This is a genomic window from Pseudomonas duriflava (assembly GCF_007830155.1).
Taxonomy (GTDB): Bacteria; Pseudomonadota; Gammaproteobacteria; order Pseudomonadales; family Pseudomonadaceae; genus Chryseomonas; species Chryseomonas duriflava.
Genome location: NZ_VLKY01000010.1, coordinates 19,376 through 35,173, shown reverse-complemented (window position 1 = coordinate 35,173; position 15,798 = coordinate 19,376). Strand labels below are relative to the sequence as shown.

The window sequence follows — 15,798 nt, the reverse complement described above, 5'->3', positions numbered from 1 at the left end:
TAACAGGTAGTGGACTGGCTAGGTATTCGCTTCATCTCAGATCTCTATGGTGCCGGTCTTACGCCTGTCGAATACAGCCATACCGCTGCTCTTGTGATCATCTCCTACGTGATTGCTTCAGTAGCCGGCTACGCGACGTTAAGCCTGGCAGATGTTGCAATTGCCGATACCCACCGCTCTCGAATTCTGTGGCGTCTGATCGGTGCTTTTTGCTTGGGGGGTGGGGTCTGGACGATGCACTTCCTGGCAATGCAAGCCTTTCAATTGCCAGTGACGGTTTCTTACGATCACCGTTTGACAGCTATTTCATTATTCATCTCGGTTATAGCTGCGTTGATAGCCATGACGCTTATCAGCCGCCCTGCCCTGACCCGTCATAACTATATCGGGGCCGGGATTTGTGTTGGCATCGGTGTTGCTGTCATGCATTACACCGGTATGGCTGCTATGCGGTCCATTGCTGTGGCTTATTACAACCCATGGCTTTTCCTTTTCTCGATTGTACTTTCCCTAGTGGTCAGTTTAGGGGCCATGCTGCTTATCAAGCGCTTTCGCAAGCCGGATCAGCCCTTCCCTTTTCTACTGAAGTTACTGGCTAGCCTGGCACTGGGAGCAGCCATTATCTCCATTCACTTCAGCGGAATGGCGGCGGTTACCTTCACGCTACCTGCTACCCCGCCAGTACCTTCACCAGAATACGCATCCACTACTCAAACATACTTGGGGATCTCAACCGCTTTTATTGCCCTGATCATCACAGGCTGCAGTCTTATTGCCGTCTGGGCGGGCCGTAAGCTTGAGCGTCAACGACTGGATTTGGAGCGGGTGAACAAGCTCTTGCTCGAACTTGATAATACCCAAGCTTCTTTGCATAACTTAGCCCATTACGATGCCCTGACGGGACTGCATAACCGTCATTCCTTCAATACGGAAATTCAGAAACGGATGGACGCGCATCGGCAAGCAGGCACACCTATGTTGCTCTTGTTTCTAGATATGGATAATTTCAAGCGGATCAATGATTCACTAGGGCATGATGCGGGTGATGAATTGTTGCGTGTCGTGGCGCATCGGCTGCGTAGCGCTCTTCGCGAGCAGGACATGAGCGCGCGCCTGGGAGGTGATGAATTCTGTGTTCTTGCGCATGTTTCGGATAGCCAGGAAGCAGCCCAGCTAGCTCAGCGAATCTTGACCAAGATGAAGGAAGCCATAGTACTGGCAGGCCGCAAGATGGTCGTCACCACCAGTATTGGCGCCAGCATTTTCCCTCAGGATGGCGATACCGCTGAGGACCTGATCAAGCATGCCGATTTAGCACTATACAAATCCAAGGCGAGCGGGCGGAACACTGTTCACTTCTTTCAGGAACAGCTCAAGAGCAAAGCCATGCAAGAGCTGCAAATAGAGGAAGAGCTTCGGTACGCGCTTACTCATGATGGGCTGACACTGCACTACCAGCCAGTGTTCGATCTCAAAACCCGGGCGATTTGTCATCTCGAAGCACTTGTGCGCTGGAATCATCCAGAGCAAGGCTTGCTGCTGCCTGGGCATTTTATTGATATCGCAACGAACAACGGATTTATCGTAGATATCGACCGTTGGGCCATGCAACGCGCTTGTTCTGATCTTAAGAAGCTACACCGGCTGGGGTTTACTCAGTTACGGATGGCTGTGAACTGCTGTGCTAGTAGCCTTGAACGCGAATCACTGGTTAGTGAGGTCAAGCAGATTCTAAGTGACGCTCAACTCGAGCCACGCTACCTAGAATTGGAAGTTACAGAAAACGCTCTGATGAAAAATGTCGACCACTGCATCGCTCAGCTCGAACAGCTGCGCTCCCTTGGCATCCGATTGGCAATTGATGACTTCGGCACGGGGTACTCATCATTAGCTTATCTACGCCAGTTGCCTCTGGACGCCATCAAGGTCGATCGCTCCTTCATTCAGGATATTCCACAGGATGTGCTGGACTTTGACATTGCCCAGGCCATTATCGCCATGGGTCATAAGCTACGGTTGCAGGTCATTGCCGAAGGTGTCGAGACCGAACAGCAGGTCAGTTTTCTGATGGACAATCAATGCGACTTGGCTCAGGGATTTCTACCGAGCCGCCCTCTTCCACTAGAGGCATTGACGGCACTGCTACAGAAAAAAGTTGTTAATGATTTTCAGACGTTCAAGAGTGCCTGAACGGCACCATAAGTCCGCTGCCCTTTGTCATGAATAACAACAGGTTATCTCTTCATCATACTTTTAGCCCAAACGTCATCCTTTACAAGCCTGACCTTTTTTACGAAAAGAGGTTGACGATATTTGTATACCGGGATAATTATTTAAGCGAAACGCTATCTAGCCACACGGATAGCAGCGTTGCGGCCAAGGACTAGTTTCCCTCCTAACGCCTCCTCCAGATGCACCTCCTCTTGCTGTTCAGGCCTGGTCTTGATGACTTGGCGGTAGCATTGTCCATTCGATACACATGATGTTTTCCCCTGTCGGGCAGATCTCTTAGTCATGCCCGGTATTCTTTGAATGCCATACCGGCCTGCCGCTTACTGGCAAGGTCTTCACTATTCCATTTGGACTTTTTTGTACAGAGACGATGGCCTGTGCCTGCTCTTATGGCGGTTTCGTCACGGCTATGTAGTGCGGTTCACGTGACATCAAATGTTTTTAAGGAATACCCCTATTCAATGGAGTGGAACATGATCAATGTAACGAAAGCGTATCTAGGTAGTAAGAACCGGTTCTTGCGTTATGTGGACGAGATCTATCAGTCTGGCTGGCTGACCAACCAGGGGCCGTTGCTCAGGCAGCTTGAGCAACGCCTGTGTGATTACCTGGGCGTCCGTCACGTCATCCTGACCAATAACGGGACCATTGCCCTGCAAGTGGCCTATCGGGCTTTAAACATAACCGGTAGTGCGATTACGACGCCGTTCAGTTTTGTCGCTACGACCAGTACATTGAAATGGGAAGGTATACGTCCTATCTTCGCTGACATTGACGAAGAAACCTGGAACCTTTCACCCGCTGAGATCGAGAAGAATCTCGCTCCTGATACGACTGGCATCGTGGCGACCCATGTGTTCGGTAACCCATGCGATGTGGAAGGCATCGAGCAGGTTGCCCGCCGGCATAAGCTTAAGGTGATATACGACGGGGCTCATGCCTTTGGTGTCCAATACAAGGGGCGCTCGGTCTATCACTGGGGCGACCTCAGTACAGTCAGCTTTCATGCCACCAAACTCTTCCATACCATCGAAGGTGGCGCGATCATTACTAACGATGATGCCCTGGCTGCTCGTATCAGGCTCATGATCAATTTTGGAATCGTCGATGCTGAGCATATTGAAGGCATTGGTGTAAATGCCAAGCTCAACGAGTTCTCAGCCGCCATGGGCTTGTGCATCCTCGATGATATCGAGAGCATTTTAACCCGTCGTGCCGAGATCGGACGCCGTTATGAGGAAGCTCTGGCCGATCGATTCGATCTTCAGTTGGCGACTCTGGGCAGTCAGATCAATTACAGTTATTTTCCTGTCGCCCTGCTCAACGAACAGCATCTGCTGCGCACCAAGGCCGCCTTGAACAGGATGGAAATATTTCCTCGACGGTATTTCTACCCATCGCTTGATACGCTGAGCTATCTGCAGCCACAACCTGCACAGCCCCGCTCTCGCAGTCTGAGCCAGCGCATCCTGTGCCTGCCGATTTATCCGGATTTAGAAGCCGAGGTACAAGAGCAGATTATCGCCGTGATGCTCCAGGAGCACGCCAATTATTTACCCTTTCCGGCAATCTCTAAACTGCCGGTACCACCGGCTCAACTGTTGGCCTCTGCGCTTCCCAGTGTTACCGGCTCAACACACTGACTTCCAGTCACTTATTACCTTTTCCATACCTTTACTTGGCCAGTCCGTGATGCTGGTCGCGGCACCGGTTTGCCTTTTACTTATAGACCTCTGAGTGATGGCTATGCACTTAAGGACAGAACAGGATGTCATGCGGCATTGGGACCCGGAGCAACGCACGCCTTTAGTAAGCATTGTCTGTCTGACCTACAATCACGCACCGTATATTGCCGAGGCGGAAGAGGGTTTCCTGATGCAGGAAACCCTCTTCCGCTTTGAAATTCTGGTCAATGACGATGCTTCGGACGATGGTACTCAAGACGTGATTCGCTCCTATGCTGAACGCTACCCCACCCTTATCAAGCCGATCTTTCGCAAGGAAAACCAGTACAGCCAAGGCGTTCCCTACGGTATTCAACTCTTTGCGCTTGCGCGTGGCGATTACATCGCCTATTGCGAGGGCGATGACTATTGGACTGACCCGCTGAAGCTACAGATCCAAGTCGACTTCTTGGAGCAGAATCCTGACTACGTCATTACCTATCATGATTCGTATGTATTCAACAGCAGTGGCATCGTGGAGCAACATCGGTTCCAGGGCCAGGATCACCGTGATCTTAGCGCCCTGGAACTTAAGCAGGCCCATCCGCTATCTACCCTGACCGTCTGCTTCCGCAATAAGATTCAGGAGCTGCCCCCTGAGTTATATACCGCCAAACTGATGGACATCTGTTGGCGGTCCCTGCTGGGTGCATATGGCAAAGGAAAATACTTAGCTGAAATAAAGCCGGCAGCCTATCGCATACATGAGGGTGGCATCTTTTCGATGCGTACCTAGCAAACAAGACTGCAGATGGACCTGCATACTCAGTGCTGCCTAGCGACTTACTACCACCGGATTGAAGATCTCGATCTTTATTACTTTTTCTTGGGTAAGGTCTTCGAATTGTCTTTCGCCTCTCTTCCGAAGAACCAAAAACCTCAAGCGCTGGCCAGCATTCTGCGCAATATAAGTCTAAGCCTGCTCAACAGCCTCAAGCCTCTCAAAACCGTGTACTGAGCATCGTCGATAACCGCTACGTTGCCGACGCATCCTGGTAAAAAGCCTTACAAGGAATCCAACTATGAAAAAGCATGGAGGAGCGATGCGCCACGAAGCTGATATATCATCAGAGAATACCTCTCTGAAATATCTATTTGGCTCTTATGCGACTCATGAGGACAATCGGGCGGACGTGCGCACCCTAAAGCGTGTACTGCTGATTGGCGGATCGGGCCCGCTCGGCGCGTCCATCACGCATTTCCTGTTAGCCAACACCCAAGCCCAGGTGGCCAATCTGGATTCCGGCGCGGCACCGGTTCAACATGTCTCAGGCGAGCCGTCTCGCTATCACTTTTATGCTGGCGCTCTAGTGGATATAGCTGTCTTGCGCCAGGCGCTGGATGAGTTCCAGCCGGACGCCGTCTTCTATCTGTGCTCTACCCCGGGTGGAGTTGATTGCCAGATGCCAATGCTGCATCGCCAACATAGTAATCTGCAGATAACCAGCCAGTTACTCGAATGTACCCGTCATTACTGGAACACATTGCCAGCGGTACGTAAGGCTGGTTTTCGCTTCCTGTATCTCTGCACCGCAGGGCTTGAAGAAGCAAACACTAATGCCTACGAAAATGATGACCTGGCGCTGCATGCCAGCTCCAAAGCTCACCCGGCCCGTATTGCTCTGGCTTGGCACCGTACGTTCGGCTTGCCTGTCATGGCCGTTTACTGCGTAGGTGATCAAGGACTTCACCCGCTGGTTCGACAGGCGCTACCAGACATGATTCGCAGCAGCTTTGCGGGCGAAACCTTACCTGTCCATACCAGCAGCAGCCACGGTGCTACCGAACTCTATCCACACCTGAACAACTACCCCGAGTCGTTCATGCTGTTGGCGCTTCATGGCAAGACAGGCGAACGTTACAGTATCGGCCATTACCGGTGTATCCATGACCGTGAATTGGTCGAGGCTGTTTGTACAGCACTCGATGAAGTCAGTGACTATAAACCCAAGGGTATTTCTCACTACCGTGACCTGATCAAGGAAGTGCCGCCCGATACCTTGCCGGACCACTGCCATACGCTCCAGACATCATTTATCCGCGACGAGTTTTTCTTTAAGGTGCGGCCGCCCTTGATGACCGAGGTACGTAAGGCCGTCGAAGCCTGCATGGGAAGTACCTGTACGCAGGCAGAGGCAGCAACTACTGCGAATCTGTCTTACCTATCCATGGCCAGCTTGATGGCCAGTAATAATTCACGCTTCTGGATGTTGCAGTAACCGGGCTCAAATAAGCCTGCACATGAGCAGGCTTATTGTTTAGAGGTTGCCCTACAAACCAACCTGATTGTTCATGGCAGGCGGTTGTCCTACCGGGTCGGTGTTGGCTGGCGTCCGGCTGACAAGATCTCGTTGCATTGGCTCCAGCCGTTGTCCGGTTCCGATATCTGCCCGCATATCGGGTGGCGTTTCGAAGTCCTTGGCAGCGCCGCGCATTGCCTCAGCAGGCTTGGGAAAGCCGGTCCGGTCGCTATAGTCCACTATGGGCATTCGGCGAGGCCGGACATGCAAGGCTGTCGAAGACTTGGCTGCCATCACATCGACCAGGGCGGTAGCCAACACAACAGCCATGGCTATTTTAACGTTTCCCTTCTTAGGGTTGTCGTCCGACAGAGCCGTAGCCAGCGTAGCCAAATCGAGCGCGTCACCGGCGACACGGCTCCAGAGCGCCGGAACAGGATTATCGCTTAACACGCCAATGCCGCTGGCGATTTCACGTGCGCCATAAGCCCGTACCAGATTTTCGGAGCCTTCCATGCCCAGTGCCCGTGTCATGGCCCGTGGGGCAAGCAACTCCACAAGCCCAAGCCCCAAACTATAAAAGCCGAGCCCACGTGCCAGTTTATCGGAAGGCGCCAGCGACGATTGGCGAGGTGTCGAGGCATGTTCGAGGTAGTTCATGGTGTCCCCCTCAAGGTTTCAGCACGACCTTGATGCAATTGTCGAGTTTGTCCCGGAAGGTCTGGTACATCTCGGGTCCCTGGTCGAGACCAACCGTATGGGTAATAACAAAGGACGGATCAATCTGCCCTTCTTCGATACGCCGGAGCAGATCGTCTGTCCAGCGGTTGACGTGGGTTTGTCCGGTACGAACAGTAAGCGCTTTATTCATCAAAGCGCCCATAGGGATTTTGTCAACCAGTCCGCCATATACCCCGGGAATCGAGAGCACACCGGCTGGACGGCATACATAGATCATTTCTCGTAGGACATGAGGCCGATCAGACTCCATCATGGTGGCCTGCTTGACCCGGTCATACACCGCATCAATCGAGCGGGTTGCATGGGATTCCAGGCCAACGGCGTCAATGCATTTCTCAGGACCCTTGCCCTGGGTAAGCTCGTTTAGCCGTTCGATAACGCTTTCGTTATCAAAGTTGATTGTGATTGCACCGCCCGCCTCGGCCATCAGTAGCCGTTCCGGCACGTTATCGATCATGACAACTTGCTTGGCGCCAAGCAGCACAGCACTGCGGACACAGAACTGACCGACCGGGCCTGCGCCCCAGATGGCAACGGTATCAGTAGGCTGGATGTCACACTGGACGGCAGCCTGCCAACCGGTAGGAAAGATATCGCCCAGAAACAAGACCTGCTCATCGGTCAGGGTACTGGGTACTTTTACGTGGGTCGCATCAGCGAACGGCACACGGACGTACTCGGCCTGCCCACCAGCATACCCTCCCGTCAGATGCGAATAGCCGAACAGGCCAGCAGTAGCATGCCCAAAGGCTTTATCACCAAGATCCTTACGGCGGTTGGTTCGCTCGCAGACGGAAAAGTTACCGCGCTTACACTGATCACATTCGCCGCAAATAATGGTGAATGGGACAACGATACGATCACCCACCTTCAGCTTTTTATTCTCAGACCCAACCTCGACTACTTCCCCCATGAACTCGTGGCCCATGATGTCGCCATGTTCCATGCCGGGAATAAAATGATCGTACAGGTGCAGATCCGAGCCACAAATGGCGCAGCTGGTGGTTTTGACGATGGCATCGCGAGGATGTTCGATCTTAGGATCAGGAACGGTGTCGTAGCGGATATCGTTCTTGCCATGCCAACAGAGTGCTTTCATGTGCTTCCTTCCTATGTTGGGTAAAACCCGACACCAACTGCGTGAAGCGTCCCTCCTGTATGGGACATGGGGCGGGCTTATGAGCAAAGCCATTCCCTTGGCGTAATGTTATTGGGACATTAGAAAGCCGTGGAAAAGTTCATCTGAAAGTGGCCAGTGTGTTCAATGGCAGAGTTTTGCTGCAAAAAGCTCTATGCTCAAACAGGCAGTTGCCGTTTGGGTATGAGCTGTTTCCCCCTCTCACTGGTTACATCAAGGGAAATAACAATGACATCAATGCCATCTACAACTCGTCGCGCCTGTGTAGCCGCATTTATCACTCTAGCCCTTCCGCTTCCGGTCGCCCTGGCGGCCCCGGTGTCGATGCACAGCGAGCAAGTACCAGGCTATTACCGAATGAAAGTGGGTGATTTAGAAGTCACGGCCCTGAATGACGGATTCGTCTATCCCCCGCTTGAGAAATTCCGGAACACAGATGCTGACACTATCAAATCCCGTCTGGAAAACCTGTTCGCTCCACTTAGGACAGGTAAAGACGGAACAGTTCAGGTAGGAACGGCTGTCAATGCGTTTCTTGTTAACACGGGGCAACAGCTCGTACTGATCGATACGGGCAGCGGCGCCTGCATTGACTCGGCGGGACATTTGCTAAAGAACCTGGCAGCGGCTGGCTATAAGCCTGAGCAGATAGATACGGTCTTGCTGACTCATTCACATGCCGATCACTCATGCGGCCTGCTCGACAAGCAAGACAAGATTGTCTTCACCAATGCCCACGTATATATGCCCAAAAACGATACCAATTACTGGTTGGACAAGAACATTATGTCCAAGCTACCGGAGGCCAATCAGGTATCGTTCAAGGTCAGCCAGAAGGTTGCTGACGTTTACGGTGCGGCAGGTAAATTCACGTCATTTACAGAGGGCGATACGCTCCCGGCTGGCCTCAAGGCCATGCCCAGTTATGGGCATACACCGGGCCACACGGGGTATCAACTCACGTCCAATGGACAGAACATCCTGTTCTGGGGCGATATTATCCATAACCATACCTTGCAATTCGCCGATCCTTCCGTTGCCATCGAATTCGACATAAACGTTTCTCAAGCGGTTGAGACGCGTAAACGTGTGCTGACCGAAGCCGCAGAGCAAAAACCCTGGATTGCGGGTGCGCATCTACCTTTTCCAGGGATAGGCCATGTACAGGCCCAGGGTACAGGCCGCTATAACTGGGTGCCGGTTGAGTACAGTCCAGTAGTGCCGGAATAAAAAGGTGTTCTATCCGCCAGGGATCGAATAGCCGAGCCCTGGCGGATAAGGTCAGACAGGGTTATCGGTCGACGGCTTCTCCCATAGGTTGATACCCCCTTCTACGGCGTACTGGTCAATATCGGCTAGCTCTTCTGCCGTGAATGCCAGGTTGCTCAACGCACCGGCATTTTCCTTTAATTGCTCGGGTCGGCTGGCTCCGATCAAGGCTGACGTTACGCGGGGATCACGCAGGGTCCAGGCAAGTGCCAGTTGGGCCAGGCTCTGGCCGCGGCGCTGGGCGATCTCATTGAGCGCACGGGCACGGGCAATATTGTCATCGGACAAATGTTCCGGACGCAGCGAGGCGCCGCCAGGGCGGTTGACTCGGGCATCTTCTGGAATGCCATTGAGATACTTTCCTGTCAGCAACCCCTGGGCTAGCGGCGTGAAAGCGATAACGCCCGCACCAACCTCCTCGGTAGCTGCCAGCAGGTCTTTTTCGATCCAACGATTGAACAAGTTGTAGGACGGTTGATGAATCAGCAGTGGAATCTTCCACTCGCGCAGCAGCGCCGCCATTTCTCGCGTTTTACCAGCAGAATAGGACGAGATGCCGATGTAAAGCGCTTTGCCCTGCTGCACCGCTGTAGCTAATGCACTAGCGGTTTCTTCCAGCGGTGTGTTGGCATCAAAGCGATGGGAATAGAAAATATCAACGTAATCGACACCCAGGCGCTTGAGGCTCTGATCTAAACTTGCCAGCACGTACTTGCGCGAACCTCCGCCCTTGCCATAAGGCCCAGGCCACATATCCCAACCGGCTTTACTGGAAATGATCAGTTCATCGCGATAGGCCTTGAAGTCTTCCCGCAGGATTCGGCCAAAGTTGGTTTCGGCACTTCCGTAGGAAGGTCCATAATTATTGGCAAGATCGAAGTGATTGATTCCCAAATCGAATGCAGTACGCAGCAGGGCTCGCTGAGTGTCGATAGGGGTGGTGTCACCAAAGTTATGCCATAGTCCCAGAGACAACGCAGGCAGGACTAACCCGCTTTTGCCGACCCGGCGGTAAGGCATGGTTTCGTAACGTGTAGTAGCGGCCGTATAGCTCAAAACGCTCTCCTTTCTTTTGATTATGGATAGGTCATACAGGGTTATACGACAACTGGTGGCCTGAGTGAAACCGCCCTTACGTTCCACATGCCTGAATCAGAAACTGCCGAAAGGCTTCAGCTGCCAGAGGAAGCGCCAGATCAGGGCGCCAGATCAGCCCCAACTCCATAGGCGGTACAGCATCGTTTAGCGGTCTTACTTCTATTTTCTTGCCCTCCAGTGACCATGTTCGAAATACCATATCCGACAGAATGGTAACTCCGAACCCATGGGCGACCAGGCCGCGTACAGATTCCATCGACGATGTACGAAAGGCAACTTTTGGCATCAGGCCTCGTGCCTGCCAATAGCGCTGCGTAGACGCTTCGCCTTCTTCTACCGTACCGAGAATATAGGCGTGCTCGGCTACATCATTGAGCGTGATGTCCGTCCTTGCCATCAGCGGGTGATGACTGGCGAGCCAGAGCTGGCGACGTGAGCGAATCAGGACGTAATGCTCGAACCGTTCGAGGGCCTCGCTGTTAGAGACGATAATAACGCCTAAATCAAGATGCCCTTCGAGAACGGCGGCTTCGATACTGGGGCGGTCCATATCCATCAGATCGATTTCAATCTGCGGGTAACTCCGCTTGAAGCGGGCCAGGAGACTGGGCAGAAAATATCCCAGTACGGCATAGGTTGCCCCGACCCGTACCGTACCTTCCTGGGTATGGCTCAGGAACAGCGGCTCTTTAAGCGCGTCGTTCAACGTATCGAGAATATGCCGGGCATGCTGCAAGAAACGGTGCCCCTCTGCGGTCAGCGCGACCCCGTAAGATTGCCGCTCAAAGAGACTAACCCCCAGGCTTTCCTCCAGCTGCGCTACGGCAGAGGTAATGGCCGATTGGGAAACATGTACGTCCAGGGCCGCCTGGGAGAAACGCCCAGCCGTGGCGGCAGCCACAAAGTACCGTAGTTGACGCATCGAAATATCTTTGGAACTGGCCATCTGATTTTCGAATACCTGAGTGCGGTTTTTATAATTTTACGCTACCTGTACCGCTTCCTACACTCAAAGGCAAACGGGATCTTGTGTATTCCACTCCCGATGACAAGAACAATAAACCGAGGATAGCCCATGAGTGCAGCCAACAAGACGTTGGATGAAAAGTACACCCTGGAAAGCGGTCGTATTCTGCTGACGGGTATTCAAGCACTGGTTCGTCTCCCCCTGATGCAGCGCCAGCGCGATCTGGCTGCTGGCCATAACACGGCTGGGTTCATTTCCGGTTATCGTGGCTCTCCCCTAGGGGGCCTGGACCAGGCGCTCTGGAAGGCCCAACGGCATCTCAAAGACAATCACATCGTTTTTCAGTCGGGCCTGAACGAAGACCTGGCGGCCACAGCTGTATGGGGCTCTCAACAGGTCAATCTGTTCCAGGGTGCGCAGTACGATGGTGTGTTCGGCCTGTGGTACGGCAAAGGCCCGGGCGTAGATCGTTGTGGGGATGTCTTCCGCCATGCCAACGCAGCAGGCTCTTCGCGGTTTGGTGGTGTGTTGGTGATTGCTGGTGATGACCATGGCGCTCGCTCTTCGACCCTTCCTCACCAGACTGAGCACATTTTCAAAGCGGTAATGATGCCGGTGCTATCGCCTTCTGGTGTTCAGGAATACCTTGATTTTGGACTGCACGGCTGGGCCATGTCCCGCTATTCAGGCTGCTGGGTAGCAATGAAAGCGATTTCCGAAACTGTAGAAAGTAGTGCAGTCGTCGACATTGATCCGCTTCGTGTACAGCCAAGGGTACCGGACTATCAGCTCCCAGCGGACGGCCTTAACATTCGCTGGCCTGATCCGCCCTTGGTACAGGAGAAGCGCCTGCTTGAACACAAGCTATATGCCGCCCTTGCCTATGCGCGAGCCAATGGCCTTGATCGCATTACTCATGATTCGACTAATGCCCGTATCGGCATCATTACTTCAGGAAAGTCCTATCTTGAAGTATGTCAGGCACTAAAGATTCTAGGTATCGACGAAGCCATGGCCGAGCAGATCGGTCTTCGCATTTACAAAGTGGGAATGGTATGGCCGCTGGAAGCCGAAGGCGTCCGCCACTTCGCCGAAGGTCTGGAAGAGATCATTGTGGTTGAAGAAAAGCGCCAGCTGATCGAATACCAGCTTAAGGAAGAGCTCTACAACTGGCGCGAAGACGTGCGTCCACGCATCGTGGGCAAGTTCGATGACAAGGGCGAATGGTCGCTGCCTCATACCGACTGGTTGTTGCCTGCAACCAGCGACCTGACGCCTGCCCAGATCGCTCGTGCGCTGGCCAAGCGGGTTCTTCAGCGCCAGTCCAATGGCTTGTTGCAGATGCGGCTCGCCGTGCTAGACGCACAACTGGCGGCCAAAGGTGGGCTGGTCACAAAGATGGCCCGTATGCCTCATTATTGCCCTGGCTGCCCCCATAACACATCGACTCAGTTGCCTGAGGGTAGCCGTGCCTTGGCCGGCATTGGCTGTCATTACATGGCAACCTGGATCTATCCCGAACACACTCAGACTTTTAGCCAGATGGGCGGTGAAGGTGTTGCCTGGGTGGGTCAGGCTCCCTTCACACAGACCAAGCATGTTTTTGCGAACCTGGGCGATGGCACTTACTTTCATTCGGGCCTCTTGGCGATTCGTGCCGCTGTCGCGGCGAAAGTACCGATCACCTATAAGATTCTCTATAACGATGCCGTGGCCATGACCGGGGGCCAACCCGTAGATGGCACACTCTCCGTACCGCAGATTTCCCAACAGCTACGTGCCGAGGGAATCGAACGCATCGTGGTCATTACAGACGATCCGGATAAATACAAGGCGATCACCAACCTTGCTGAGAACGTACCCGTTAAGCATCGAGACGAACTGGATAAGGTACAGCGCGAGCTGCGTGAGTATCCGGGTGTGTCCGCCATCATCTACGACCAGACGTGTGCGGCAGAAAAGCGTCGCCGTCGCAAGCGTGGCACCTATCCAGACCCGGCCCGCCGTGTCGTCATCAACGAGGCCGTATGTGAGAACTGTGGCGATTGCAGCAGCAAGTCCAATTGCATGTCGGTTAGTTCAGTTGAAACCGAGTTCGGGCGAAAGCGGGAAATCGATCAATCCTCCTGTAACAAGGATTTCAGCTGCCTGTCTGGTTTCTGCCCGAGTTTTGTAACAGTAGAGGGCGGCAGGTTGCGTAAAGCCGCAGCGCTAGCAGACGCCCCATCTGACACATGGGATCTGCCCGAACCGGTTTTGGCTTCGGCAAGTGAGCCTTACAGTATCCTGGTAACAGGCGTGGGCGGTACGGGCGTCGTCACCATTGGGGCGTTGTTGAGCATGGCGGCCTACCTGGAAAACAAGGGTGTGTTAACGCTGGACATGGCCGGCCTTGCCCAAAAAGGTGGCGCCGTCTGGTCTCATGTACGTATTGCCAACCACCAGGAACAATTGTTCGCCCCGCATATAGCTGAAGGTGAAGTCAATTTGCTTTTAGGGGGGGATCTGATCGTTAGCGCCAATACCGATACGTTAGACAAACTGCGTCAGGGCGTCACCAATGCTTTGATCAACAGCCATGAAAGCGTGACCAGCCACTTTGTACGGACCTTCGCTCATCAGGCAGCGAGTGGTGACTTGACCTCTAACCCGGATCCACAATTCCAGACCCAGGCCATGGCGGCTCAGCTCGCTGATACCGTAGGTGTAGACCGTACCCTGTTTTTAGATGCCAGCCGCATGGCTACGGCCCTGATGGGCGATTCAATCGCCACCAATACGTTCATGATGGGAGTGGCTTACCAGAAGGGTTGGCTGCCGGTCAGTCAGGACTCTTTATTCCAAGCCATTGAGATGAATGGCACTGCAGTCGATTTGAACAAGAAAGCCTTCATCTGGGGCCGTCGAGCAGCGGTTGACCAGGCGCGGGTCGAGCAGAAGGTTAAGGAAGGCTCCGTTGTTACCGCCTCGCATCAGCTATCCAAAACGCTTGAGGAAGTGATTCTACGCCGTGTGGATGATCTGACGGCTTATCAAAATACCGCTTATGCCGAGCGTTATTTGGATCGTATCGAGAAGATCAAGGCAGCCGATGCTGCCCTGATGGGCAAACCTGGCGAGCTGAGCGATGTTGTGGCCCGCGCCTATTACAAGGCATTGGCTATCAAGGATGAATACGAGGTGGCGCGCCTGTATACCGATGGTGATTTCCAGCGCAAGATTGCTTCGATGTTTGAAGGCGACTATACGCTCAACTTTCATTTGGCTCCGCCTATCTTTAACAAATCCAAGGCTGATGAGGATCCAAAGAAGCAGCAGTTCGGTCCATGGATGATGAAAGGCTTCGGCGTGCTGGCGCGTTTGAAAGGTATCCGCAATACTTGGCTGGACCCCTTTGCCCGCACTGAAGACCGCAAGCGGGAATTGAGGACGCTCAGGGAATACGAAGCCAACCTGGATGAGATCCTGCAGCTTCTGACACCTGACAATTACTCCCTCGCGGTTGAGCTTGCCAAGTTGCCGCTGGATATTCGAGGTTTCGGCCCGGTACAGGAGCGCTATCTGGCTACTGCCGAACGCAAGCGTGCCGAACTGCTGGCCCGCCTGAGGCAACAAGCCTCATTTGTAGACGCTGCCACCGAGGTACAGGAGGCCTTGCAGCGGACTCGTACAACACAGCTGTAGCGAAAGGCGCCGCCTTGACGCCAGCGTCAAGGCGGCGCCTTCAATCAATCATGCATAATTAGCTGGAAACAGTTCCCGCTCTACCAGCTCAATCAAAATATGAACCACTTTGATATGAAGCTCCTGTGCACGATCGGCATACGGACCTCCCGGCGCACAGATTTCTACATCAGCCAACTCGCTCAAAGGCGAATGGCGACGCCCGGTCAACGCAATAACCGTAATCCCGTGTTCTTTGGCATAGGTGGCTGCGGCCACCACATTAGCGCTCGTTCCACTGGTACTGAACGCTACCAAACAGTCACCCGCTCTAGCATGAGCTTCAAGGTAGCGGGAAAAAACCTGAGCGTATCCCATATCGTTCGCTACACAGCTCAGGTGACTGGGGTCGCTGATGGAAACGGCGGCCAACCCTCTTCTGTCCTGACGATAGCGGCCAGACAGCTCTTCGGCAAAATGCATGGCATCACACATGGACCCGCCGTTACCGCAGCTGAAAACGCGGCCGCTGCGGGTGAAAGCCTCAACAAGGAAACGCCCGGCCTGTGCAATGGCTGAAATAGCAAGCTCGTCCTTTATGAAAGCATTCAGGGCTGCTTGGGACTCGGTAAGGCTTGCAATAATACTCTTTTCCACTGATACCTCGTTTTGCTGGTCAACCTAGAGTCATCACTCAGGTTGGCCATCTCTAGATTACGTTTGATC

10 protein-coding genes and 1 pseudogene are annotated in these 15,798 nt (G+C 53.4%); 6 read left to right on the top strand and 5 right to left on the bottom strand.

Features of this window, described 5'->3' with window-relative positions:
* Nucleotides 1-9: 9 nt before the first annotated feature.
* The 4 genes and pseudogenes from IQ22_RS14965 to IQ22_RS14950 all read left to right on the top strand — a co-directional run bounded on the left by IQ22_RS14965 (nt 10) and on the right by IQ22_RS14950 (nt 6,175).
* Nucleotides 10-2,190: a putative bifunctional diguanylate cyclase/phosphodiesterase gene (locus IQ22_RS14965; protein ID WP_145143401.1), complete on the top strand. Its 2,181-nt coding sequence runs from the start codon at nt 10-12 to the stop codon at nt 2,188-2,190.
* 515 nt (nt 2,191-2,705) lie between these two features.
* Nucleotides 2,706-3,875 (top strand): DegT/DnrJ/EryC1/StrS family aminotransferase, encoded by a 1,170-nt coding sequence (locus IQ22_RS14960; RefSeq protein ID WP_145143399.1) that lies wholly within the window; start codon nt 2,706-2,708, stop codon nt 3,873-3,875.
* Between the two features lie 103 nt (nt 3,876-3,978).
* A pseudogene (locus tag IQ22_RS14955) lies at nt 3,979-4,914 on the top strand (glycosyltransferase family 2 protein).
* Between the two features lie 64 nt (nt 4,915-4,978).
* A complete protein-coding gene (locus IQ22_RS14950) occupies nt 4,979-6,175 on the top strand; it encodes an NAD-dependent epimerase/dehydratase family protein (RefSeq protein ID WP_145143397.1) in 1,197 nt (398 codons plus the stop codon).
* 51 nt (nt 6,176-6,226) lie between these two features.
* Here the strand turns inward: IQ22_RS14950 and IQ22_RS14945 are convergent, their stop codons facing one another.
* Both IQ22_RS14945 and IQ22_RS14940 read right to left on the bottom strand, forming a co-directional pair.
* A complete protein-coding gene (locus IQ22_RS14945; RefSeq protein ID WP_208733644.1) occupies nt 6,227-6,856 on the bottom strand; it encodes a DUF4267 domain-containing protein in 630 nt (209 codons plus the stop codon).
* A 10-nt stretch (nt 6,857-6,866) separates the two neighbouring features.
* Complete coding sequence (locus IQ22_RS14940) at nt 6,867-8,036, bottom strand: zinc-dependent alcohol dehydrogenase (protein WP_145143395.1); 1,170 nt, start codon at nt 8,034-8,036, stop codon at nt 6,867-6,869.
* Nucleotides 8,037-8,303: 267 nt separating this feature from the next.
* Between IQ22_RS14940 and IQ22_RS14935 the strand changes: the two genes are divergently transcribed.
* On the top strand, nt 8,304-9,305 hold the full coding sequence (locus IQ22_RS14935; protein WP_145143393.1) for an MBL fold metallo-hydrolase: 1,002 nt from the start codon (nt 8,304-8,306) through the stop codon (nt 9,303-9,305).
* 51 nt (nt 9,306-9,356) lie between these two features.
* Here the strand turns inward: IQ22_RS14935 and mgrA are convergent, their stop codons facing one another.
* Together mgrA and IQ22_RS14925 are read right to left on the bottom strand one after the other, a co-directional pair.
* Entirely contained in the window at nt 9,357-10,400 is a 1,044-nt protein-coding gene (gene mgrA / locus IQ22_RS14930; RefSeq protein WP_145143391.1) for an L-glyceraldehyde 3-phosphate reductase, read from the bottom strand.
* A 76-nt stretch (nt 10,401-10,476) separates the two neighbouring features.
* The gene (locus tag IQ22_RS14925; RefSeq protein ID WP_145143389.1) at nt 10,477-11,388 is read right to left on the bottom strand and encodes a LysR substrate-binding domain-containing protein; all 912 of its coding nucleotides are present in this window, start codon (nt 11,386-11,388) and stop codon (nt 10,477-10,479) included.
* 129 nt (nt 11,389-11,517) lie between these two features.
* Between IQ22_RS14925 and IQ22_RS14920 the strand changes: the two genes are divergently transcribed.
* Complete coding sequence (locus IQ22_RS14920) at nt 11,518-15,093, top strand: indolepyruvate ferredoxin oxidoreductase family protein (RefSeq protein WP_145143387.1); 3,576 nt, start codon at nt 11,518-11,520, stop codon at nt 15,091-15,093.
* A 48-nt stretch (nt 15,094-15,141) separates the two neighbouring features.
* On the opposite strand, the gene IQ22_RS14915 is transcribed toward IQ22_RS14920, so the two are convergent.
* Nucleotides 15,142-15,729, bottom strand: coding sequence for an SIS domain-containing protein (locus IQ22_RS14915; RefSeq protein WP_145143385.1), 588 nt, complete (start codon nt 15,727-15,729; stop codon nt 15,142-15,144).
* Between the last annotated feature and the right edge of the window lie 69 nt (nt 15,730-15,798).

What these genes read in the sequence shown, in the direction of transcription:
- IQ22_RS14920 (WP_145143387.1), top strand. Translation starts at nt 11,518, where the DNA reads ATGAGTGCAGCCAACAAGACGTTGGATGAAAAGTACACCCTGGAAAGC.
- IQ22_RS14945 (WP_208733644.1), bottom strand. Translation starts at nt 6,856, where the DNA reads ATGAACTACCTCGAACATGCCTCGACACCTCGCCAATCGTCGCTGGCG.
- IQ22_RS14950 (WP_145143397.1), top strand. Translation starts at nt 4,979, where the DNA reads ATGAAAAAGCATGGAGGAGCGATGCGCCACGAAGCTGATATATCATCA.
- IQ22_RS14960 (WP_145143399.1), top strand. Translation starts at nt 2,706, where the DNA reads ATGATCAATGTAACGAAAGCGTATCTAGGTAGTAAGAACCGGTTCTTG.
- IQ22_RS14925 (WP_145143389.1), bottom strand. Translation starts at nt 11,388, where the DNA reads ATGGCCAGTTCCAAAGATATTTCGATGCGTCAACTACGGTACTTTGTG.
- IQ22_RS14935 (WP_145143393.1), top strand. Translation starts at nt 8,304, where the DNA reads ATGACATCAATGCCATCTACAACTCGTCGCGCCTGTGTAGCCGCATTT.
- IQ22_RS14940 (WP_145143395.1), bottom strand. Translation starts at nt 8,036, where the DNA reads ATGAAAGCACTCTGTTGGCATGGCAAGAACGATATCCGCTACGACACC.